At 40.8% G+C, this 21,514-nt stretch carries 18 protein-coding genes and 7 pseudogenes; 17 read left to right on the forward strand and 8 right to left on the reverse strand.

Annotated elements, in window-relative coordinates:
• Window positions 1–9: 9 nt before the first annotated feature.
• On the forward strand, window positions 10–1,350 hold the full coding sequence (locus AAC853_RS15770; RefSeq protein ID WP_340615115.1) for an amidase family protein: 1,341 nt from the start codon (window positions 10–12) through the stop codon (window positions 1,348–1,350).
• A gap of 24 nt (window positions 1,351–1,374) precedes the next feature.
• On the forward strand, window positions 1,375–2,619 hold the full coding sequence (locus AAC853_RS15775; RefSeq protein WP_340615116.1) for an aromatic amino acid transporter: 1,245 nt from the start codon (window positions 1,375–1,377) through the stop codon (window positions 2,617–2,619).
• Between the two features lie 185 nt (window positions 2,620–2,804).
• Here the strand turns inward: AAC853_RS15775 and AAC853_RS15780 are convergent.
• Together AAC853_RS15780 and AAC853_RS15785 are read right to left on the reverse strand one after the other, a co-directional pair.
• A pseudogene (locus tag AAC853_RS15780) lies at window positions 2,805–3,098 on the reverse strand (transposase); the annotation flags it as partial.
• Window positions 3,099–3,290: 192 nt separating this feature from the next.
• Window positions 3,291–3,542: pseudogene (locus tag AAC853_RS15785) on the reverse strand (integrase domain-containing protein); the annotation flags it as partial.
• Window positions 3,543–3,553: 11 nt separating this feature from the next.
• Here AAC853_RS15785 and AAC853_RS15790 point away from each other — a divergent pair.
• Window positions 3,554–4,120, forward strand: a pseudogene (locus AAC853_RS15790) (conjugative transfer ATPase); the annotation flags it as partial.
• Window positions 4,121–4,542: 422 nt separating this feature from the next.
• Here the strand turns inward: AAC853_RS15790 and AAC853_RS15795 are convergent.
• Window positions 4,543–4,746 (reverse strand): hypothetical protein, encoded by a 204-nt coding sequence (locus AAC853_RS15795; RefSeq protein WP_340615196.1) that lies wholly within the window; start codon window positions 4,744–4,746, stop codon window positions 4,543–4,545.
• Between AAC853_RS15795 and AAC853_RS15800 the strand changes: the two are divergent.
• Together AAC853_RS15800 and AAC853_RS15805 are read left to right on the forward strand one after the other, a co-directional pair.
• Window positions 4,718–5,172, forward strand: a pseudogene (locus AAC853_RS15800) (IS5 family transposase); the annotation flags it as partial. The gene AAC853_RS15795 and the pseudogene AAC853_RS15800 overlap by 29 nt on opposite strands.
• A gap of 81 nt (window positions 5,173–5,253) precedes the next feature.
• Window positions 5,254–6,035: pseudogene (locus AAC853_RS15805) on the forward strand (IS5 family transposase).
• On the opposite strand, the gene AAC853_RS15810 reads toward AAC853_RS15805, so the two are convergent.
• Both AAC853_RS15810 and AAC853_RS15815 read right to left on the reverse strand, forming a co-directional pair.
• On the reverse strand, window positions 5,932–6,372 hold the full coding sequence (locus AAC853_RS15810) for a tail fiber assembly protein (protein WP_340615118.1): 441 nt from the start codon (window positions 6,370–6,372) through the stop codon (window positions 5,932–5,934). The pseudogene AAC853_RS15805 and the gene AAC853_RS15810 sit on opposite strands and share 104 nt — an antisense overlap.
• A gap of 2 nt (window positions 6,373–6,374) precedes the next feature.
• Window positions 6,375–7,073, reverse strand: coding sequence for a gp53-like domain-containing protein (locus tag AAC853_RS15815; protein WP_340615119.1), 699 nt, complete (start codon window positions 7,071–7,073; stop codon window positions 6,375–6,377).
• Between the two features lie 477 nt (window positions 7,074–7,550).
• Between AAC853_RS15815 and AAC853_RS15820 the strand changes: the two are divergent.
• Window positions 7,551–8,298 (forward strand): annotated as a pseudogene (locus AAC853_RS15820) (IS630 family transposase); the annotation flags it as partial.
• Here AAC853_RS15820 and AAC853_RS15825 read toward each other — a convergent pair.
• Window positions 8,288–9,054, reverse strand: a protein-coding gene (locus AAC853_RS15825; RefSeq protein ID WP_340614504.1) for an IS5 family transposase whose coding sequence is annotated in 2 segments (ribosomal slippage) — window positions 8,288–8,679 and window positions 8,679–9,054 — 768 coding nt in all. Because the reading frame shifts where the segments join, the coding sequence is not laid out codon by codon here. The pseudogene AAC853_RS15820 and the gene AAC853_RS15825 overlap by 11 nt on opposite strands.
• Before the next feature lie 65 nt (window positions 9,055–9,119).
• Here AAC853_RS15825 and AAC853_RS15830 point away from each other — a divergent pair.
• The 3 genes and pseudogenes from AAC853_RS15830 to cml all read left to right on the forward strand — a co-directional run.
• Window positions 9,120–9,434, forward strand: a pseudogene (locus AAC853_RS15830) (IS630 family transposase); the annotation flags it as partial.
• 386 nt (window positions 9,435–9,820) lie between these two features.
• Complete coding sequence (locus tag AAC853_RS15835; protein WP_340615120.1) at window positions 9,821–10,243, forward strand: fascin domain-containing protein; 423 nt, start codon at window positions 9,821–9,823, stop codon at window positions 10,241–10,243.
• Between the two features lie 1,101 nt (window positions 10,244–11,344).
• The gene (gene cml, locus AAC853_RS15840; protein ID WP_422824233.1) at window positions 11,345–12,559 is read left to right on the forward strand and encodes a CmlA/FloR family chloramphenicol efflux MFS transporter; all 1,215 of its coding nucleotides are present in this window, start codon (window positions 11,345–11,347) and stop codon (window positions 12,557–12,559) included.
• Between the two features lie 66 nt (window positions 12,560–12,625).
• On the opposite strand, the gene nqrE is transcribed toward cml, so the two are convergent.
• Entirely contained in the window at window positions 12,626–13,225 is a 600-nt protein-coding gene (gene nqrE / locus AAC853_RS15845) for an NADH:ubiquinone reductase (Na(+)-transporting) subunit E (protein ID WP_340615121.1), read from the reverse strand.
• Window positions 13,226–13,315: 90 nt separating this feature from the next.
• On the opposite strand from nqrE, the gene AAC853_RS15850 reads away from it, so the two are divergent.
• Window positions 13,316–13,534, forward strand: a complete 219-nt coding sequence (locus tag AAC853_RS15850; protein WP_340615122.1) for a hypothetical protein — start codon at window positions 13,316–13,318, stop codon at window positions 13,532–13,534.
• Between the two features lie 224 nt (window positions 13,535–13,758).
• Here the strand turns inward: AAC853_RS15850 and AAC853_RS15855 are convergent, their stop codons facing one another.
• Window positions 13,759–14,472: a LexA family protein gene (locus AAC853_RS15855; protein ID WP_338885186.1), complete on the reverse strand. Its 714-nt coding sequence runs from the start codon at window positions 14,470–14,472 to the stop codon at window positions 13,759–13,761.
• A gap of 97 nt (window positions 14,473–14,569) precedes the next feature.
• Here AAC853_RS15855 and AAC853_RS15860 point away from each other — a divergent pair, with 97 nt between their 5' ends.
• The 7 genes from AAC853_RS15860 (at window position 14,570) to lldD (ending at window position 21,514) form a co-directional block, all read left to right on the forward strand.
• Entirely contained in the window at window positions 14,570–14,755 is a 186-nt protein-coding gene (locus tag AAC853_RS15860; RefSeq protein ID WP_338885187.1) for a Cro/CI family transcriptional regulator, read from the forward strand.
• 122 nt (window positions 14,756–14,877) lie between these two features.
• A complete protein-coding gene (locus AAC853_RS15865) occupies window positions 14,878–15,330 on the forward strand; it encodes a DUF2335 domain-containing protein (RefSeq protein ID WP_338885188.1) in 453 nt (150 codons plus the stop codon).
• Between the two features lie 289 nt (window positions 15,331–15,619).
• Window positions 15,620–16,375, forward strand: a complete 756-nt coding sequence (locus AAC853_RS15870) for a thioesterase II family protein (protein ID WP_340615123.1) — start codon at window positions 15,620–15,622, stop codon at window positions 16,373–16,375.
• 93 nt (window positions 16,376–16,468) lie between these two features.
• Complete coding sequence (locus AAC853_RS15875; protein WP_340615124.1) at window positions 16,469–17,071, forward strand: RBBP9/YdeN family alpha/beta hydrolase; 603 nt, start codon at window positions 16,469–16,471, stop codon at window positions 17,069–17,071.
• Between the two features lie 441 nt (window positions 17,072–17,512).
• Window positions 17,513–18,433, forward strand: coding sequence for a LysR family transcriptional regulator (locus AAC853_RS15880; RefSeq protein WP_340615125.1), 921 nt, complete (start codon window positions 17,513–17,515; stop codon window positions 18,431–18,433).
• 315 nt (window positions 18,434–18,748) lie between these two features.
• Window positions 18,749–20,332 (forward strand): L-lactate permease, encoded by a 1,584-nt coding sequence (locus tag AAC853_RS15885; protein ID WP_338885192.1) that lies wholly within the window; start codon window positions 18,749–18,751, stop codon window positions 20,330–20,332.
• Window positions 20,333–20,371: 39 nt separating this feature from the next.
• The gene (gene lldD / locus AAC853_RS15890; RefSeq protein WP_340615126.1) at window positions 20,372–21,514 is read left to right on the forward strand and encodes an FMN-dependent L-lactate dehydrogenase LldD; all 1,143 of its coding nucleotides are present in this window, start codon (window positions 20,372–20,374) and stop codon (window positions 21,512–21,514) included.

Below are 21,514 nucleotides of genomic sequence, written 5' to 3' on the forward strand. Positions count from 1 at the left end.
TTTTTATAAATGGATACGAAACGTCAATTATCATTGGCTGAAATCGTGGCTAGAAATCTGCAACCCGGAGGGTTGCAGGAAAATAATCACTACCATCTTTCCCGGTATCATCAGACTTGCAGCAACAATGCTTTTATTGCATTTGATGAATCTCCATTGTTAACGGGAGATACATTAAAAAATTCCTCAAGTCAGCCGCTTTTCGGGCTGCCGTTTTCCTGTAAAGACAATATCAATGCCCGGGGGTTTGCGACGACGGCGGGCACGAAAGGTCTGAAAGATTATTGGCCGGACAGTGACGCCGCTATCATTGCAAGGTTAAAGGATCTTGGGGCTATGTTGTGTGGCAAGAACAATATGCATGAACTTTCGTTTGGCGTGACCTCGCTGAACGATGCATGGGGTGCGGTGGAAAACCCTGTTCATCCTGGTCACATCGCTGGCGGCAGTAGCGGCGGCAGCGCAGCGGCAGTGGCAGCCGGCGTGAGCACCTTTGCCGTGGGCACCGATACGGGCGGCTCTGCCCGTATACCCGCTGCGCTATGCGGCGTGAGCGGATTTCGTCCTACCACCGGGCGTTACCCTTGTTCCGGGATCATCCCGGTTTCCGGCACCAAGGATACGCCAGGATTTATCGCGCCGACGGCTGAGGATATAGCGCTGCTGGATGCTGTGCTAATGAATGAAGCACCTATTGTGCCCGAAAAGCCTGTGCGGCTCGGTCTACCCGCTGAATTTATGTGGTGCGATCTAGCCGATGATGTACGTATGGTATGCGATGATGCAGTGAGCCGACTGGAGTGTGCCGGCGTTGAAATTATCCGGTTTGATGACTCGTTGATTGGTGAACTGAATCAATCCGTTCAGTTCCCAGTTCCCTTTTATGAGTTTTTTGTCGATTTTCCTCGTTTTCTGCTCAAAGAAGGGATCAGGCAGAGTTTCAACGCCATACTCGAGCAGATCAGCGATCAGGCGGTTAGCCAGATTTTGCAGACGCAGATCCGGCAAGGGCGCGTCTCTTGGGATGATTATTTGGTCGGAATGCACGCTATCGGCGATATGCGCGCTCTTTGGCAGGAAACTTTCGCAAAGTATAAGATTACAGCAATCGTCTATCCTACAGTCAGTTGTTCTGTGCCTCGTATTGCAGAAGCTGACGATCCTGCAGTATTTGAGAAACTGGTCCGCAATACCGATATTGCAAGCAGCATCGGTGCCCCCAGTCTGACCCTGCCTGTGGGTTTGAGCGGTCAGTTGTCTGTCGGTCTCTCGCTTGACGGGCTGCCTGGTGAGGACCGTCTGCTACTGAGCCAGGCGATGGCGATTTCTGCTATTTTGCTTCAGGACTGATTCTCTTATTCTCAGGAAAACACGATGACCGAAATCGCTTTAACACGCCGGCAACCCTCACTGTGGTGGGGGGCCATGATCATTTGCGGCACCGTGGTGGGTGCAGGGATGTTTACGTTGCCTGTCGTTATGGCTGGTGCATGGTACAGCTGGTCAACACTGATTCTTATTATTAGCTGGAGCTGTATGCTGTTAAGCGGCCTGATGTTTCAGCGCGTTAGTTATCATTATCCTATTGAGGCCGGCTATGACACCATTACACGGGATCTTCTGGGCAATGTGTGGGCGGCCATCAACGGGTTAAGTCTGGTGTTTGTCTTGGGTGTGTTGACCTATGCCTACATCTCTGCCAGTGGACCGGTTTATCAGCACTCGCTAAATAGCGTGGGGATTAACGTTTCTTCTGCGGAATCAAAAATGCTTCTTACCCTGTTTGTTGCCCTGGTGGTTTGGTTGGGAACCAGCGGGATAGGGAAATTGATGACGGTGTTATTAATCGCCAAGATGATGCTGATGGCCATCTTCTTCGGCGGTTTGCTGAAAAGCGCCAACGTTAATCTTTTGCTGAATGAACAGGGGACGGAACAATCATATTGGCCATATGTCTTGGGTATTCTGCCATTCTGTCTGACTTCGTTCGGCTATCATGGCAATATATCGGGATTGATCGGATATTATGCCGGCGATCATCAGCGCGTCAGAAAGGTGCTGTTTACTGGCACAGGAATGGCGTTTGTCGTTTATCTGTTCTGGATCACGGGGACGATGGGGAATTTACCGCGCGAGACTTTCCCGAATATCGTCCGGCAAGGGGGGGATATAGAAGTGTTGATGCAGGCGTTGAATCAAACCCTTCATACCGCCAACCTGTCATTAATACTCTCCCTATTTTCCCATTTTGCCATTATATGTTCATTTATTGGCGTATCTGCCGGTTTAGTGGATTACATTGCCGATCGACTCAACTTTGAAAAAACGCCAACGGGCCGTCTGAAAGCTGTCTGCTTAACGTTCCTGCCGCCGCTGAGCACTTCCTTATGGATACCTGATGGCTTCGTCGGCGCCATTGGTTACGCGGGATTATTTGCAACACTTTGGGCGGTAATTGTGCCTGGCCTATTGTTTTATCAGTTAAAAGTAAAATCATCGCCAGCCAATGGCCTCTGTTTCCGCGACAAAGTCATGTTGGTGATTATTACGCTATTTGCCCTGTCCAATATCGCTTCATGGTTGCTGAATAAGTTACAGGTTCTCCCCGTATTTAAATAAGCCGAGGCTCTGTCGCATTAACGTAGACAGGTTAGCAAAAGTTATGTTGCCACTTTTTTAGGTAGTCAACAGATAAAACCGTTCTGCCGGTGACAATCCGTCGCCGGCTGGATACTGAAGTTGCTCTTTACGGAGTATTTATAACCTCAGTTTTGTTTAAGCATCGTATGCTCCGGTGTCCATATATGTTCTATCTGAGAAATATTTTTCAATTGATCATTCACGCGCTCTATCAAAAAATTTTTTCTTAACATGGTCTTATTCCAAAGTGATAAAAATTTGGCTTTCATATTACGGCGAACATTTGTAATCAGCATGATCCATTCCTCCTTCAGCTCATCGCATAACACTTGCGATAAATAGCCTTTGTCACCATAAATATGCCTTCTGAGGTCTTTTACCAATGCTTTAACCGGCTAGCGATCGTCAATATTTTCCAGTGTCAATTTAACAGATAACAGCTCACCACAATCATCGATAGGGCAGGTTGGTCTGTTTATCGCTCATAGCTGACGGTCAGGTAGGGTAGCGATTAATCTATACTAAAAAACTTGAGGATGCATGACGTAAAACTCATATGATACTGATTTTACAGTGTTAAATATCATGGCAAACCTGCATCTTGAAGTTAAATTGGTATAGATAATTATCTTTTATCAGGGAAAATAGTGTTATTCTGCCTTACCTTTCTGGTAATACACCTGCCGGATATAGCGCCCACATCCATCACCGTGCCCCAAATCCATTGATTCCAGTGCCAGGCTTCCCGCTCACTGAATCCCTGCGCTGTGTAATATTCACCGGATTGCTGGCTAAAATGGTAGCGCATACTGTGCGGGGTATTCTTACCCCCAGTCCTGAGCGTCTGACAATATATCGGTGACGGTTATGGCCTGCGTGATCGTCGGTTTATCAATCAGTTTTCTACCTGTTACTCATCAATACCGTAAATAACTTGGCCGAACGCAGCCAGTATCAGGATCGCGAACTGCAACTGGTGATCGATGAAAGGCATATCATTACCACCAACCCGCTGCTCTCCCCCTATATGACCAAAGTGATGAAAATGTGGCATAAACTGGGGGCCTGGCTGTGGTTCGCCACACTAAACCTCGCCGATTACCTGGATACGGCCGAAAATATGCTGAATATGGCTAAATGATGGCTGTGTTTGACCATGCCGTCGGATGAAGTCGAATAAATCGCCCGCTTTAAAAAACTGACGGAAGAACAAAAAGCTGTGTTGCTCTCCGCCAGTAAATTGCCTCGTTGTTATACCGAAGACGTGGTACTGGCAAAGAAAATCGAAGCGTTGTTTAGGGTGGTGCCACCGAGCTTGTATCTGGCATTGGGGATGACGGAAAAAGAAGAAAAGGCCGAACAGTGGGCATTAATGCGCGAGCATCAGTGTAGTGAACTGGGAGCGGAGATGTCAGTGGCCAGAAAAATGGATATTATTGCGCGGGGATTGAAACTGATTGCGGGAATGACCGAACCATAAGTGTGGCAGGTTGGTTATATTTAGTTTAGGTACTCCAGACTAATGCGCGTGTTTTATTCTAAGGCAGGACACCATATACAGTCTGTGAGATGTAGGGTGCTATAGCTCAAAACAAAATTTATGCACCCTAATATCAAAGTTGCCAATAATTGTAGCAATTAATTAATCCGTATTTTCTTCATTATAGGATGAAAAAATCGCATCAAAAATAATGACTGATTGGCGTAACTTTTCAAGGGCGTCTCTTAATGGAGAAAATACATCATTATCATCAGGAAAGGAGCCATATTCTTGCCAGCATTCAGCAAGTTGATTTGCATTCAACCTAATAGGTAGGAAAAAATTGCCTTTTCCGTGATCATCAAATCCTATATTTATGAGTTGATCACGATATTCCTGAGCAATGGTATTGGTATAAGCGTTTAGTTTTTTTGTCCGCCAAAATGGTCAGCGTTCATTTTAAACCTCAAACCAAATTCTGCCTGTTCTGTCCCTGTATCAGTTATCACTGCTAAGCAATAATTATCTTCTTTGTATGCAGCAAAATGAGTTTCAAACCAATACTTCCAATTATCGGTTTCTACTTCCCAGTCATAGGGGGCAGCTTCAACGGAAGATGAAGCCATCGGGGTAAAAGCCGGGGTGGACGTTCAACTAAAATTCATTTGGCGGTAGACAGTTATGGTTTTCCTGTCCATGTTGAGCTGTCAGGGGGACAAACACATGACATTGTACATGCAGAAAGTTTGGTCGCAAATTCATCGGCATCTGATTTTGTGATAGCGGATAAAGGTTACGATAGCAGAACTTTCCGAGATTTCATTGAAAAACAAGGTACAACAGCAGTCATTCCTTATCGAAGAAATAGCCGAAAACCCGATAAGAACATCGATGATGTTTTATATCATTATCGCCATTTGGTCGAAAATGTGTTTGCTCGAATAAAGCATTTTCGAGCAATTGCAACAAGATACGCTAAATTAGCGCGAAATTACGCCAGCATGTTAGCGCTGGCGTTGATCATGATATGGCTACCGATGTGGGTTGATTGAATCATAGACACTAAACGTCAACACGCCCTAGATAGTGTCGTCATAAATAAATTCATGTAATAATCACCCTATATTACATGAATGGATGACTTAACCATGAGCACACCCGCACACCGCCGTCACGATATTTCCGATCATATTTGGAGTTTGCTTGAACCTCACCTACCGGGGCGTAAGGGGGCCTGGGGGCGTGTTGCTTATGATAATCGATTATTTATTAATGCCGTGTTCTGGATTTTACGGACAGGCGCACCCTGGCGAGATTTACCGCCCGATTATGGCGACTGGAAAAATACGCATCGCCGTTTTTGTCGGTGGCGGGACAAAGGCGTATGGGAAGGACTGCTTGAAGAACTCATCTTTGAACCCGATTTCGAATGGCTGATGATTGACGCCAGTCATATTAAGGTTCATCCCCATGCCGCAGGAGCGGCAGGAGGCAATCAGGATATGGGGTGCACAAAAGGGGGCTCAATACAAAGAGACATCTGGCCGTGGATGCGCATGGTATGCCGATCAGAGCGCTTATTACAAGCGGTCCCACAGCGGATTGCTCACAAGCTGAGGCCTTGATTGACGGAATAGAGGCAGAACATTTATTAGCGGAGCGGGGCTATGACAGTAATACCGTTGTTGAACAAGCAAAAAAACAAGGCATGGCAGCGCAAATTCCCGGCCGAAAAAATCGCAAAGTGAAACGCGAATATGATCGAGACCTCTATCGACTCAGGCATTTAGTTGAAAATGCGTTTCTTCATCTTAAACGCTGGCGTGGCATAGCAACCCGCTATGCCAAAAATAGTGCATCGTTTCTTGCCGCGGTCCAAATCCGTTGCCTTGCTCTTTGGTTAAGTATCTCATGACGACACTATCTAGCATTGATAGTTCCACATCCGTTGCCATATCGAGGTCAACAGCATATTGCAACGGGGCAATAGCAATATCTGCCCGTTGTCGCAATGATAATTTTTGCTGTTTCGCCTGTTGCTGCAATTTCGCTGGGGATGGAGGGGGAATATCGACCAGTTTTGGATATCCGTTATCACCGGCTACCCATCGTTTGTTGACGGCATTAATAAAACGGTAATAATCCTCATCACTGATTTCAACACCATCATCTGGCCACGATCCGGCATCAATATAACGTTGTTTCAATTCAATCGGATGAAATGCATTATTTTTTGCGCTGTAAATGTACATAATTAATATCCTATAGCAAACCAGAAAACGAGGTTCGATGTCGGTGAAATGTAGGAAAACCGCACTTTCACCCGGTTGGAATTTGCTATATCAACCCCAATCGAACGTTGAGATGGGTCTCGAGTTGGAATATTCGCTTGAACAATTCCGAATGCAGTCGGGAATGCAACGGGAAATGATATTTCAATCGTTTCAACTATTCCGAATGTACTCGAAATATCAAACCGCCCCCATTGAATGATTAATCCCCCAGGGAAATACTGAACGCCGCTTGTACCCAGGATATTACGGAAACTATTCATGTCTGGAATCTGATTTGGCCCGTTTCCGATGGTTCTATAGACCGAATCCGCTAAACCGATATTATTCACAAACGCAGATTTATCAGGAATATCAGCACCGTTTTGTTTCTTTTCCAAATAGAGGTTGGAATTATTGTTGAGAGCATTTTGATTGGCGGTATTGGCTAGATCGTAGGCTTTCTTAACCGCTTGAGAGGTTGCGACGGTTAACTCATTATCGCTATCGATTTCATTACTTAGTGTGACAAATCCTGGCTCTGTCTGAGTTGCATATGGGTGATTACGGCTTTTTGCGTGCTCATTAATTGCTTCTTTGATTGAATATTTAATATATTGTGGTGTTGGTACTATTATAACGTTATCTTCTAAGGTTTTTGACTCGGGCTTTTTATCTTGCATATTTATTCCCTCATTTAATCAACAATACATTGCTAAGTAACATGAAGGCGGTGAGATACTGCTCCGCCTGTGAACATCAATAAAATTGGTTCATCAATACTGGAGAGTACATCTTGATTTAATTTCAATGGGTGAGATACATATTTTGAATGGCAGAATGACATAAAATAACAGGTGTGAAATTAATCAAATTTATCAGGTGGCTGATGAAACTTAGTACAGTAAGAGTGGGTTTTTCCGTCTTTAATTTAGCATGCCTCCGTTTGAAACGGGGAGAGTGAATTAACCCTAGGGATTCTTAAGGAGTTCTCAATCCTAGAGTCTCATCTCTTTAAGATGATAAGAATTTCAACTATATCTCAGATAAAACAATGTTAAATAAGCTTTCAAAATAGTAGATCACTTGAAGGGAACTCAGTCCAATTTTTGCGATCTGATTAATCGCCAAATCAAAAAAATCCCAAAATGGACTGAGTGATGCGAATCATAGCACCAATACCCCGAAATGAACGACGTCAGATGAAAAAATTTATTCATAAAACCCGAGATAAAGATTACGCCCGCCGACTCATGGCACTCTTGATGTTACATGAAGGTCAGACCGTTTCTTACATCGCCAAAACCCTTCATTGTTCACGTTCTTCCGTCCATCGTTGGATAAATTGGTTAACGTTATATGGGCTGGAAGGATTAAAAAGCTTACCGAGAGGAAGGCCTACTCGATGGAATTTAGCCCCGATTTTTAGCTTGTTGTCGTTCTTATTATCACACTCCCCGCAGGATTTTGACTGTTTGCGTTCACGCTGGAGTATTGAACTTATCACTCAGATAATCAATGAATTATTAGGGGTATCACTGTCGAAAAGTACGCTTTATCGTTACTTTTGTCAGGTGGGTATTGTCTGGCGAAGAGCGGCGCCTACTGTCAAAAAGCCTGATCCGGAGTATGATGAAAAAATGGCAAAAATCACCGAAGCCTTAGCCAACGCATCAGAGCAACATCTTGTTTTTTATGAAGATGAAGTCGATATCGATCTGAATCCTAAAATCGGGGCAGACTGGTGTCTAAAAGGACAACAAAAACGCGTGATGACACCGGGGAAAACGAAAGCACTACCTTGCAGGCTGCCTTGATGCCCGAACAGGTCAAGTGACTTATGTCGGTGGTATAAAGAAAAACGCTGATTTATTTATCAATATGTTAGATAGTGTCGTCATGAGATACTTAACCAAAGAGCAAGGCAACGGATTTGGACCGCGGCAAGAAACGATGCACTATTTTTGGCATAGCGGGTTGCTATGCCACGCCAGCGTTTAAGATGAAGAAACGCATTTTCAACTAAATGCCTGAGTCGATAGAGGTCTCGATCATATTCGCGTTTCACTTTGCGATTTTTTCGGCCGGGAATTTGCGCTGCCATGCCTTGTTTTTTTGCTTGTTCAACAACGGTATTACTGTCATAGCCCCGATCCGCTAATAAATGTTCTGCCTCTATTCCGTCAATCAAGGCCTCAGCTTGTGAGCAATCCGCTGTGGGACCGCTTGTAATAAGCGCTCTGATCGGCATACCATGCGCATCCACGGCCAGATGTCTCTTTGTATTGAGCCCCCTTTTGTGCACCCCATATCCTGATTGCCTCCTGCCGCTCCTGCGGCATGGGGATGAACCTTAATATGACTGGCGTCAATCATCAGCCATTCGAAATCGGGTTCAAAGATGAGTTCTTCAAGCAGTCCTTCCCATACGCCTTTGTCCCGCCACCGACAAAAACGGCGATGCGTATTTTTCCAGTCGCCATAATCGGGCGGTAAATCTCGCCAGGGTGCGCCTGTCCGTAAAATCCAGAACACGGCATTAATAAATAATCGATTATCATAAGCAACACGCCCCCAGGCCCCCTTACGCCCCGGTAGGTGAGGTTCAAGCAAACTCCAAATATGATCGGAAATATCGTGACGGCGGTGTGCGGGTGTGCTCATGGTTAAGTCATCCATTCATGTAATATAGGGTGATTATTACATGAATTTATTTATGACGACACTATCTAGAGAAAATTAATCGTCAGTATCGTCAAGCCAAAAGTATCACGTTGATTTTGGATAATTATGGTATTCACAAAAGCCATAAGGTCAGGGAATGGCTAAAACAAAATCCTCAATTTAACCTGTTATTTTTACCGGTCTATTCGCCATGGCTAAATAAGATTGAACGCTTGTGGCAATCCTTGCATGAAACCGTCACCCGAAATCATTGCTGTCAGTATATGTGGCAACTCTTAGCGTGCGTTGAAGAATTTATGATTGCATTTTCATTCGGGCAACAACCGGGAATGAAAAAAATGAGTGTATCGTTATTATGAAAGTTTATTTAACACTAAACCAATTATATGTATTTACTGAGGAAGAAAAAATAAATTACAGGTGAAGCAATAAACATGCTGGATGAAAGATTTAATAGTGCTATCATAAAAATGGAATGGGCAACTAAATATGTGAATCTAACAGATACTAAGTCTGAGAAGAACACTTACTCCTTATGTCGCAAGGAGTAAGTAAGTTTCTTACGATTTTGAAATGCTATTTAATATGAAATAAATGTTTTTTATTATTTGTATTTTTAAGCAAAAGAGTATCCTGCCCAGCAGGAACGTCATATTTATTTTATGGTTTGAAATTATAGATATGATAACCGGATGGAGTGGTAATTTAATAATGAATAGATTTTATAATTAATTAGGGGTTCATTATGGGACTTAGAAGAGTAACTATTGCATTACAAGCAGATAATGGTCTTTATTTAAGTCGAATTAATAGGAATGGGATTCAATATATTGAAGCGGCAAAATCTGGTATAGATGAATATTGTCGTTTTACTGTTGTCTATCTTGATCCAGCTAATCCTAATAAAATAGCACTTTATGGAGATAACAAGCTTTATCTCAGCCGAATAGCTGAATCAAATGGTAATTTTATCGAAGCTATTAAACCAACGGCGGATACTTACTCTGTTTTCACTGTCGTGGATGTCGGTTGTAATATAATTGCATTGAAAGCTGACACGGGTAACTATCTTAGCCGAATTACAATAAATAATGTTGATTATATCAAACCTGATAAAGTTGTTTTGGATGTCTATTGTCAATTTCGGGTAGTAACTTTGGTTGAATAGTGAAGATAATTATTATTTTTCTTGTTAACTGGAACGAATGAATTTATATATAGTGGCCGCATAATGGGGCCACTTTTCTGTTTATCCAGCGAAGCAGACAAATTTGTCAGATGCTGTTCATTAGAAAAAAACGAAAATTTATAAAAAAAGCGCAACAAAATATATACAGTAATACTATTTAATACTTTTAACAGTTCTGATAATGTGTAAATTTCGAAGTTTATTTCAGTTAAGCGGGTTTTTATTGTTTCTTAGCTGGTTTCTCTCCAAGGAGTAAATATGTATTCAGAGAATGAATGTAAACAGCATACTGAAATATTAATAAGTTTGATAGCAAAGGCTGATAAAGCTATTACTGAGTAATATTTTGATTTTATAATGGATTTTTATACAGAAAATGGTTCGTTAGTTGTTCGAGACGGTTTCACCGTATCTAGAAAGCCCGCTTTACATAAAACATTTTTGGTTATTGCACAATATGTTAATAACTAATTAAAATTATATCAGGATAAAATTAAAGTCATTTTTGGTGAAGATTGTGCTCTGGTATTAGCAGAAACTATTTTATCTCCTAAATTAGAAAACGAAGCTTCATTTGATAAAATAAGAAAAGCAACATATGTATTTAAATTGGTTAATGGTAACTGGTTGTGCGCCATAGATAATTCTTATGGAACGGGTTTATTATGTGAAGGAAGATAGCGATGTTAAAGTTCATTTTATTTTTATTGAGTGAAAACCCATTGTTCGCAGCATTGTACCCTGACCAGATAATTCGGGTGTTACACTGTGTTGAAAGAAAGTCAGCTATAAAATCAGTTTGATAAAAGTGGGAAATACAGTAATACTTGATTTCCCTGCTAATATACACAGGTAACACGGGGGGTTAAAAGGAATGTCGTTTTAGTTAATGAAAAACTCTCTATAAAGTCCCCCCATAACTTAAGACTACAGGATAACCCATATATGAGTACCCTCAAAATGCACACAACAGATAGATAAGCCGCAGCAATCACAGTTTTTTCGGTTGTTGCGGCATTCTCAAGACGTATTTAATTCTATGAGCATGTCGCCAAATCCTTAACTTTAGGAGATGGATTCGTGCACTCAAAAGATTTTTTCTGGCAATATTCGCTTACCGTCACAATATTATTGTTATCCCCATTCAACTTATTGGCATCACTGGCTATGGATATGTATCTGCCCGTAATGCCTTTCATCGCTGATGAACTCGGGGCTGGAGCGGGAGCGATCCAGCTAACGCTGACTGTATATATGATCCTGTTAGGCGTCGGCCAGCTTCTATTTGGCCCGCTGTCAGATCGGTTAGGTCGCCGTCCTGTTTTGCTTAGCGGTGGAATTGCTTATACGGTTGCTTCATTCGGCCTTGCCATTACTTCATCACCAGAAGTTTTTTTGGGCTTTCGCATTATTCAAGCCTGTGGAGCTTCGGCATGTCTCGTAGCCATGTTCGCGGCTGTACGCGATATCTATTCAGGCCGTAAAGAAATCAACGTAATCTATGGCTTGCTCGGTTCTATGCTTGCTATGGTTCCGGCAGTAGCTCCTTTGCTCGGAACGATGATTGATATTTGGTTTGGGTGGCGCGCAATCTTTGCTCTATTAGGTTGTGCGATGGCGGTTACGGTTATTGTGGTCTGGAAACTCTGTCCAGAAACCAGATGGCAACCGACAGCAGACTTACAGTGGTCGCAATTACTTCTTCCTGTAAGATGCCGGAATTTCTGGATGTATACACTCTGCTATAGTGCAGGGCTGGGAAGCTTCTTCGTCTTCTTTTCAACGGCCCCTTGGATAATGATGAATCGACAAGGATTATCACAAATTACTTTCAGTTTGCTATTTGCAACTGTGGCTATCGCAATGATGGTGACTGCGCGAAGTGTGGGGAGTTTGATTACCCGCTGGGGGCTTCTAAGTACGTTGCGGGTAGGAATGTTTTGCCTGATGGCAGGAGCGTTGCTGCTATCTGTTGGGGAAACGTTCATACCTGAGTCGGTGGTTGGCTTTATTGTTCCAATGTGGCTTGTTGGTGTTGGGATCTCTATGGCGATTTCAGTAGCACCTAATGGCGCACTACAAGATTTTGATCATATGGCCGGAACAGCAACGGCATTCTACTCCTGTTTGGGTGGGGTATTGTTGGGAATAGGTGGAACGCTCACCATTACACTTTTATCCAATGCTACTACCTGGCCGATTATTGCTTATTGTCTGGTTCTGGCAATAGTCGTACTTTGTCTGTCCTGTTTTATTGACCATCGAAGGCAAAAACAGTCGGATAAAAGTTGTTAAGTGGATTGATTTGCGAATACCGTGATAGGATTATAAACCCCGCGTTTGCGGGGCTTTTTAATTTTATTAAATTGATATCCCAGAGAATGACATAAATCCAAGTGACATAAGGCCGACAGTGATAAAAGTAATACCTAATCCCTTTAACCCTTTGGGTATATTTGAATATTTCATTTTTTCTCGTAACCCGGCTAGGGCAATAATCGCGAGCATCCAGCCAATACCACAACCTGCGCCATAAGTAATAGATTCAGCAAAGTTATAGTTTCGTTCAACCATAAATATGGTGGCGCCAAAAATCGCGCAGTGAATAGTGAGCAATGGTAGGAAAATTCCTAGCGAGTGGTAAAGGGAGGGAATAAATTTATCGAGAAATATCTCCAAAACTTGGACAAGAGCAGCTAAAACACCGATAAAGGTAATAAAATTAAGAAATGATAAATCTATTCCTCCAATGATAGTATTTTCTTTGAGTATGTAATTATATATTAAGTTATTGATTGGATTGGCTAATGTAAGCAGTGCTGTAACTGTTATACCTAGTTTAAATGCGGTTTTTACCTCTTTAGAGACAGCTAAAAAAGTACACATTCCAAGGAAGAAACTTAAGGCCATATTCTCAATAAAAGCTGCTTTAATGAGTATATTTAAGTGATTTTCAACCATAATTTCCTCCTATGTATGATAATCTTTTTATAGTCTAAATAAAACAGTCAATTACTTAAAGCTATCTTTTAAAAAAATGGGAGGTAGATTATGAGTATGAATTTGGAAGAAAGGGGATTATCAGCGCTTGATAAGCATTATCCTGAGTTACGTCATAAAATTGATCATTATGATGTTGAGGTGACTCAAGCGAATTGCAGAGTAAGAATGTGGATTAAAGGCGAAGTTTTGCCAAGATATGTCATATTTGATAGGGAAACTGATACTGACAATTTGTACTTGATACACGGAATCAGTGATGAAATCTAACAAAAATGTTGGTACTTATTTTTACAATTAGTAGTAAACTCTGGTTTTACCACTCGAGCGGGAACAATAACATTCTATAGTTTATTAAACCAATATATTAAATTGATTTTGCAACAAAAGAACAGATAACGCTCCGATCATTACGGTAATACTGTTTTTATGACTAGTGATGTTATTTGATAACGAGTAAGTCTAGTTCATCATTTTCAGGTAACTTACTACTTTTAAGGTAATTTTCCAATCTTCGCTTCTACAACTACGCCAACAATATGTACATGATTATTAAGAGGAATCATATTGTATTGAGGGTTTAATGGCTTTAAAAACTTATCATATCCTTCTGTGATCAGTTGCTTGAAAGTCAGTTCTTTCTCTCCATCGAGTTTTGCTACGACTAAGTTGTTGGGAGTGGGCTTAATTTCTGGATCAACTAAAATGATCATGCCTTGCGGTATGCTGAGTCCGTTTGGCGATACCATTGAATCACCTTTTACTTCCAGCCAAAAAGCACGTTGTGAACATTCAACGCAGGTTTCATATGCTTTTGCATAGCGGCTTGCTTGGTATTTTGGTGCGGGATCTTCGCACCAATTACCTGCGTTTACCCAGTCAAGTAATGGATATTGCTTGTGCAGGAGCATATGACTGGCAAATGTAGCATTATCATCATCGAGGACAGAGACAAGTTTTCTTGCTTGTTTATCCAGCGATGGACTGAAATCTGCAATTTTGATTTCCAGTTTTTGGGCAAAATAGCCCGCCATCTCCAGGTTAAGGGCATTTATCCCATTGAGATAGTGTGAAATTGCACTTTGTGTCTTGCCAATTTCTTCTGCAAGCGTTTCCTGAGAGATGCCGAGTTGTTTTTTCTTAGACTCAAATAGCGCTTTTAAGCGTGCTGCATCTGCAAGTTGTTCTGCTGTGAGTTTCTTTTTCATGGATTCATTTTAATACCAACGCTATTAAAATGATAAATACTAAAAGTATTGAAATTTTTAGTACTCTGGATATTATTTTGAGAGAAGGAGAAATCGTATGGAAAAAATCCCATTATCAGAGTATGTAAAGTTGAATGGCCAAGTTAAAGCGGCTCGTTTGGTTGGTGTTCATCAAACAGCGATCAGTAAAGCGTTGCGCTCGGGCCGGAAAATATTTTTGATTCGTCAAGAAGATGGAACCTACAAAGCTGAAGAATGCCGCCCGTTCCCTAGCCAAAAGTAAGGTGTATTGTGAATAACGAAGATATCAGAAGTACGATTAACTCATCTCTATTATAGGTTGAACTTAATTATCTCACTGATTTTATTAAGATGTTTTTTGTGTATATTGCTGGGGGAGAAAACGTGAACTTTAACATTGGTTATTACTTCAGAGCGATAGGGAGCATTCTTGACATTATGCCCGTAAATGATTACCGCAATGGTTTAGATGCTGATTCATCAAATGGATATTTACTCGAAAATAAAGAGATGTCTCATTGTTTTAGTTCATTTCCATCCCCTGAAGTATTGAAGAGTTATGAATCAATTTTACCTGGTTGTGCTGAAAGAGTATTTGCTTTCAGAGAAAAAGAGCAGGTTTTTCAACATGAAAAACAGAAAAAGACGTTGGATGGATTGATAAACCGAGATAAACGAGGGCAATGGATGGGCTTTTCCATTACCATATTTATCTTAATCATTGCGACTGTTTTTGCTTTTAGAGGAGAAATGTTATTTGCTGGTACTTTGATCACCATTGATTTAGTGGGGTTGGTTTCTGTATTTGCCATCGGCCGTAAATTGAAAATTAAATAATTTCAGAGTAAAATAAATTTTTTCTAAAAAATAGGTGATTATTCTTACTTGCCTTAAAACAAGCTATTGGCTGAGTTTTTATTGAACACTGGTGATAAGTTAATTAATAATTATAATCTAATTAATTGTTTTTATTATAGAAAAAGAAACGGATGGTTATTATTCTATACCTAATGAATATTTTTCAAATGCATCCATAATCAATCGATTTCAATTTACTATTGTAAATAACAAAGAAATTGCTTAAAAAGTTCATTGGATATTTCTTATTGGCTAAAGGAACTTCATCTTGTCTGATTCAGTTTTATTTTCTGCGATTAAAAGGCCAGAGGCCGGAGCACAACTGATATTTTTTCATCACGCCGGAGGCTCTTCTTTTCCCTACATTAAGTTGGCTCATAAGTTATCGAAATTTATTGAAGTTTATTGTTTTGAGCTTGCAGGCAGGGGAATGCGTGCTTCAGAGCCTTTTCAGGTGGATGTTGAAACTATTTTATCCAATATACTTGCCGCGATAAAGCGTTTAAAGTTAGGAGAAGATAAACCTTTATTACTGTTTGGTCATAGTTTGGGAGCGGAACTGGCTTATCAGGTCGCTCGTAGGCTGGAGAGTGAATTACCAGAAAAACAATTAGCACTCATTATCTCTGCCCGTCGTTTTATTGATCCCGAAGGGTTTAAAAATATGCCATGTGAGGAATATTCTGATTCTTATGTTTTGAATATCCTTGAGCAATGTGAAGGAACACCAACAGATATTCTTGCTAACCCTGAATTATGTAATTATGTGATCAAAACAATGAGAAATGATCTCATTTTGTTGGATTCGTTGTCTTTATTACCGAAAGTAGAGTTGAATATCCCAACTTATGTAATAGGAGGAGATCGGGATAATAGAGTTTCTGTTTCTCTGTTGGCGGAATGGCAGCGAGTGTTACCTACGCCAATAGAACAACAGATTTTCACAGGAGGGCATTTTTACTTGTTCGATAATTATGCAGTAATTTCTTGGATCGAAAAACAGGCCAGAGAACTAGCAGGATAAGACTAAGGTTATGTACACTATTATTGACTCACCTCAGTCTCAAGTTCTTAATGATTTCCATAAATAGATAAGTTATTAAATAGGAGAAAATGAGTGATATCAGAAAAGATCAGTGTTCAAGGGCGGTTTTCTGGCAAAAAAATAATTATTGTTCATGGATATACTGCTTCGCCGTCATCACATTGGTTCCCTTGGTTAAAAGAGAAACTTACTGAACAAGGTGCGGAGGTTATCATACCTACAATGCCTGATACATCATCACCCAAACCTGAAGCCTGGGCTAAGATGTTGATGGATATAGTACCTGAAGTAGATAAAGACGCGATTTTTGTTGGTCATAGCCTCGGTTGTATCTCTCTATTGCGGCATTTAGAATCGATGCGTTCTCAGCATCTTCATATTGGTGGATATATTTTGGTCTCCGGGTTTGATTCTCCTCAAATTACTTTACCAGAATTGGATCCTTTTACTGTTGAACCGTTAGATTATGCTTTCTTGCGTGAGGTAACCGAACACCGTTTTTCACTTATATCTTCTGATGATAAAATTGTTTCTCCTCATTCTTCCCTGGATTTATCTCATTCTTTGCAAACGGAAGTAATTAATATTGCTAATGGTGGGCATTTCCTGGGTAGGGATGGATTTACTTGTTTGTTACCTGTTTATGATATTCTGGAAAATATGCTATCAGAATAAGCGTAGATAAATGGTATCTTCTAACCCTCCAGTTTATTGATTTTATTCTGGAGGGAAATATTAAATATAAAAGACCAATGAGTTATTTTAAATAATGACAATGTAAAAATATATTTTTTTTGATTTTTATTCTATTTTGAGTTTTATGTGTAAATATAATTTACTAAGGGGTGTTTATGATACCAGTGCATTCTCCTCTTGTATCTAATGTAAATAATGATTATTTGATTAACGTGAATATTACACACAAGATAGGTCAATGCGCTATCAAAAATTTTAAATCCAATAGATTTATGTTTTTGGGACTTGTATGTCAAAGTATGTGAGCTATTTAATATTTTTACATACCTATAAAAATATTATTGATTTATTGCTTACAGCGTTTAAACTGTCCATCTCGAATGCACACATTAAAGTACATAAATTGAAGTACGTAAAATTATGTTATCTACCCATGAATATGCAAACGATCTGATCTTGTTTGCCTTGATTGTTGACTGTGGGTCTTTCAGTAAAGCGGCAGAAAGTGCCGGTATCACAAGTTCAGTCATCAGTAAGCGTATTGGGCGTTTGGAAAAATCTCTTGGAGCCCGTCTATTATATCGTACTACGCGTAGTCTCACCTTAACTGAGAATGGACGAGCGCTTTATCAACATGCCAAAGAAATCAGTATACGAATTCAAGACGCATTGCATGTTGTCAGTGAAAAAAGTGATGAGTTAACAGGCGTGATTCGGATGTCTGTGCCAACGGTATCAGGTGAATTACTTTTGAGTGAAAAAGTTGCTGAATTCTGTAGTCTCCATCCTAAATTAAAAGTGGAAATACGGTTAGAAAATCATTTTGTTGATTTGGTCAATGAAGGTATTGATTTAGCGATTCGCACTGGCACGATGCCGGATTCTAGTTTGATTGCTAGACCCATATTGAATTCGCGCTGGGTAATTGTCTGTTCTCCCGGTTATCTGGGTAAACATTTGCAACCACAATCAGCGGAAGATCTTCTTAAGCATAATTGTCTGACCTATACCCACCAGGAAAGTGGCACTGCCAACTGGTTAATGAAAAGGCCAGAAAGCGGTGATATTTATGAATTACTGGTTAACGGTAATTTTTCTTCAAATAATGCATTGGCGATCCGTAAAGCAGTATTAGGTGGGTTTGGTATTGCGATGGTTCCACGTGTCATGGTGTATGAAGATTTGCAGGCAGGAAAACTGGTGGAAATACTTAAAGGAAGTAGTGGAAAAGTATTAGGTGTTTATGCTGTTTATCCTTACACCCGAAATTTACCCCTAAAAATCCGAATGTTAATTGAACATATCATTATTTCTTGCAAAAATATCAGCCATTATTTCTAATATTTTTCTCTGTCGGAGTATAAATAATCGGCAGAGATTATGCTATTTTTAGATATAGTCTATTGAAAATTCATGCTTAATTAATGTGAACTACTTATTATTTTAGTACCAATGATATTTTATATCTATTTGATTTTTAATGATTTAAATTTTTTGGTGAGGTGGAGATCGTTATTGTGGATCCATATTATTTCCGATGGTTAAAAAGTCACAGTGTAGGAGTCTAGAAAAAGTTGTGATTATAATGGCGTTGTTATAGAAATTAACTTTTCAGCTACATTTCTTATCTTATAAAAATAATTATTTGAGGAACTTATGCCCTTGTTTTTCAGCATTGCTCCAATTGTCCTGCTGATTTGGATGATGACCAAACGTAATGGTATTCCATCCTTTATTGCTTTGCCATTAACAGCCGTAATGGTTTATTTCATACAATTATTCTGGTTTGAAGCCCAACCTATAATATTGAATGCCAATATTATTACAGCTCTGATTTCTGTCTTTACTCCTATCACGATTATTTTAGGCGCAGTATTACTGAATAAATTGATGCAAGTCAGTGGTGCTGAAGATATTGTGCGCAATTGGTTAGAAAATATCAGTCCTAATCCTGTAGCCCAATTAATGATTATTGGTTGGGCTTTTGCATTTATGATTGAAGGTGCCAGTGGTTTTGGTACGCCAGCAGCGATAGCTGCTCCTATATTGATAGGGCTGGGATTTAATCCTTTGCGGGTCGCTTTGTTGACTTTAGTGATGAACTCAGTCCCTGTTTCTTTTGGGGCGGTTGGAACACCGACTTGGTTTGGTTTTGCCAATCTTGGATTACAGGATGACAATTTATTAGAAATTGGGCGATTGAGTGCATTGATCCACTTTATTGCTGGTTTTGTTATTCCTTTATTGGCTCTGCGTTTTATTGTGTCATGGCAGGAAATCCGCCAAAACATCTTGTTTATCATTTTGAGTATATTAAGTTGTACCGTGCCTTACCTGTTGCTGGCTCAAGTGAATTATGAATTTCCAGCGTTGATCGGTGGCGCTATTGGGTTGGCTTTATCGGTATTGTTTGCCCGCATGGGGATCGGCATAAGACATTGCGAAAAAAAGCGTGATTCGCTACAGGTTGTGCCTTTCAGCAAAGTGATCAAGGCCATGATGCCTACCTTGTTATTGATTGGGATCTTGATTATTACCCGTATTCATCAACTAGGTATCAAGGCATGGTTGAATAATGCCGAGATCAATTGGCAAATGAATTTAGGATGGTTGGGTGATCTGAGTATCAGTAAGTCCTTAGTGATAAGTTTGCAGCAAGTATTGGGAACCTCGGCTTCTGCCAGCTACAAAACGTTATATGTACCGGCAATTATTCCATTTTTGTTGGTGGTATTGGTATGCATTCCACTGTTTCAACTCAACCGCCATCAAGTGAAGCAAATGTTCTGTGAAACAAGCGCTCGTGTTTTTAAGCCATTCATTGCGTTATTTGGTGCGTTAGTGATGGTGAACATGATGATGTTAGGGGATGAAAATGCGCCTGTAATTATTATTGGTAAGGCATTGGCTGCTATTACAGGAGAAAGCTGGTTATTGTTCTCTTCATTTTTAGGGGCGCTGGGGTCATTTTTTTCAGGCTCTAATACGGTCTCTAATCTGACATTTGGAGGGATACAATATTCCATCGCGCTGAACAATGGAATGAATGTCAATTTGATGTTGGCGCTGCAATCCGTTGGTGGGGCAATGGGTAACATGGTTTGTTTGAATAATATTATTGCTGTTTGCTCTATTTTGGGGATCACCAACGCAGAAGGCCAGATTATGAAGAAGACAATTTTACCCATGCTAATCTATGGGGGAATTGCGGCTATCATGGCTTTGATTTTGGCATCTTGAAAAATGTGCAAATAACTTTTCAACATTAGGGTCAATATTATGATTATTTCCGCTTCAACTGATTATCGGGGTGCAGCACAAGCTAAGTTACCGCCTTTTTTGTTCCACTATATTGATGGCGGAGCCTACGCAGAACATACCCTTAAACGTAATACAGCAGATTTATCCAATATTGAGTTACGCCAGCGTGTATTGAAGAATATGTCCGAATTAAGCCTGGAGACCAGCTTATTCGGAGAGAAGATGTCAATGCCGGTGGCACTTGCTCCTGTCGGGCTAACAGGCATGTATGCACGTCGTGGCGAAGTACAAGCTGCACGTGCTGCGGCCAAAAAAGGGATCCCATTTACGTTGTCGACGGTGTCGGTATGCCCGATTGAAGAAGTCGCTCCTGCAATAGATCGCCCAATCTGGTTTCAGCTCTATGTACTAAAAGATCGTGGTTTTATGCACAATGTACTGGAAAGGGCACAGGCTGCGGGAGTCAAAAATCTGGTATTTACCGTTGATATGCCAGTACCTGGGGCGCGTTATCGTGATGCACATTCCGGTATGAGTGGCTCGAATGCGGCCATGCGTCGTATTTTGCAGGCGATGACTCATCCTCAATGGGCATGGGATGTCGGATTATGGGGCAAGCCACACGATCTGGGCAATATTTCTGTGTATCGTGGCAAACCGACTAAATTGGAAGACTATATTGGCTGGTTGGGAAATAATTTTGATCCCTCAATCTCATGGAAAGATTTGGAATGGATCCGTGATTTCTGGAAAGGGCCAATGATTATCAAAGGCATCCTTGATCCAGAAGATGCCAAAGATGCTGTCCGTTTTGGGGCTGATGGCATTGTGGTCTCAAATCATGGCGGACGTCAGCTTGATGGTGTTCTGTCAACGGCACGGGCCTTGCCTGCGATTGCGGATGCAGTCAAAAACGACATTACTATTCTTACTGATTCCGGTATTCGGACTGGATTGGATGTGGTGAGAATGATTGCCCTGGGCGCGGATAGTATTTTGCTAGGGCGTGCTTTTGTTTATGCATTGGCTGCGGCAGGTGAAGCGGGTGTTTCTAATTTGTTGGATCTGATTGACAAAGAGATGCGGGTAGCGATGACTTTAACCGGAGCGAGATCGATTTCGGAGATTAATTCAGATTTACTGGTGCGTAATCAAGTCTAA

This window comes from Xenorhabdus thailandensis, assembly GCF_037996785.1.
GTDB classification, from domain to species: domain Bacteria; phylum Pseudomonadota; class Gammaproteobacteria; order Enterobacterales; family Enterobacteriaceae; genus Xenorhabdus; species Xenorhabdus griffiniae.

What these genes read in the sequence shown, in the direction of transcription:
- AAC853_RS15770 (WP_340615115.1), top strand. Translation starts at nt 10, where the DNA reads ATGGATACGAAACGTCAATTATCATTGGCTGAAATCGTGGCTAGAAAT.
- AAC853_RS15775 (WP_340615116.1), top strand. Translation starts at nt 1,375, where the DNA reads ATGACCGAAATCGCTTTAACACGCCGGCAACCCTCACTGTGGTGGGGG.
- AAC853_RS15860 (WP_338885187.1), top strand. Translation starts at nt 14,570, where the DNA reads ATGGAAAAAATCCCATTATCAGAGTATGTAAAGTTGAATGGCCAAGTT.
- AAC853_RS15880 (WP_340615125.1), top strand. Translation starts at nt 17,513, where the DNA reads ATGTTATCTACCCATGAATATGCAAACGATCTGATCTTGTTTGCCTTG.
- AAC853_RS15855 (WP_338885186.1), bottom strand. Translation starts at nt 14,472, where the DNA reads ATGAAAAAGAAACTCACAGCAGAACAACTTGCAGATGCAGCACGCTTA.
- AAC853_RS15835 (WP_340615120.1), top strand. Translation starts at nt 9,821, where the DNA reads ATGGGACTTAGAAGAGTAACTATTGCATTACAAGCAGATAATGGTCTT.
- lldD (WP_340615126.1), top strand. Translation starts at nt 20,372, where the DNA reads ATGATTATTTCCGCTTCAACTGATTATCGGGGTGCAGCACAAGCTAAG.
- AAC853_RS15850 (WP_340615122.1), top strand. Translation starts at nt 13,316, where the DNA reads ATGAGTATGAATTTGGAAGAAAGGGGATTATCAGCGCTTGATAAGCAT.
- AAC853_RS15795 (WP_340615196.1), bottom strand. Translation starts at nt 4,746, where the DNA reads ATGGCTTCATCTTCCGTTGAAGCTGCCCCCTATGACTGGGAAGTAGAA.
- nqrE (WP_340615121.1), bottom strand. Translation starts at nt 13,225, where the DNA reads ATGGTTGAAAATCACTTAAATATACTCATTAAAGCAGCTTTTATTGAG.
- AAC853_RS15885 (WP_338885192.1), top strand. Translation starts at nt 18,749, where the DNA reads ATGCCCTTGTTTTTCAGCATTGCTCCAATTGTCCTGCTGATTTGGATG.
- AAC853_RS15810 (WP_340615118.1), bottom strand. Translation starts at nt 6,372, where the DNA reads ATGTACATTTACAGCGCAAAAAATAATGCATTTCATCCGATTGAATTG.
- AAC853_RS15815 (WP_340615119.1), bottom strand. Translation starts at nt 7,073, where the DNA reads ATGCAAGATAAAAAGCCCGAGTCAAAAACCTTAGAAGATAACGTTATA.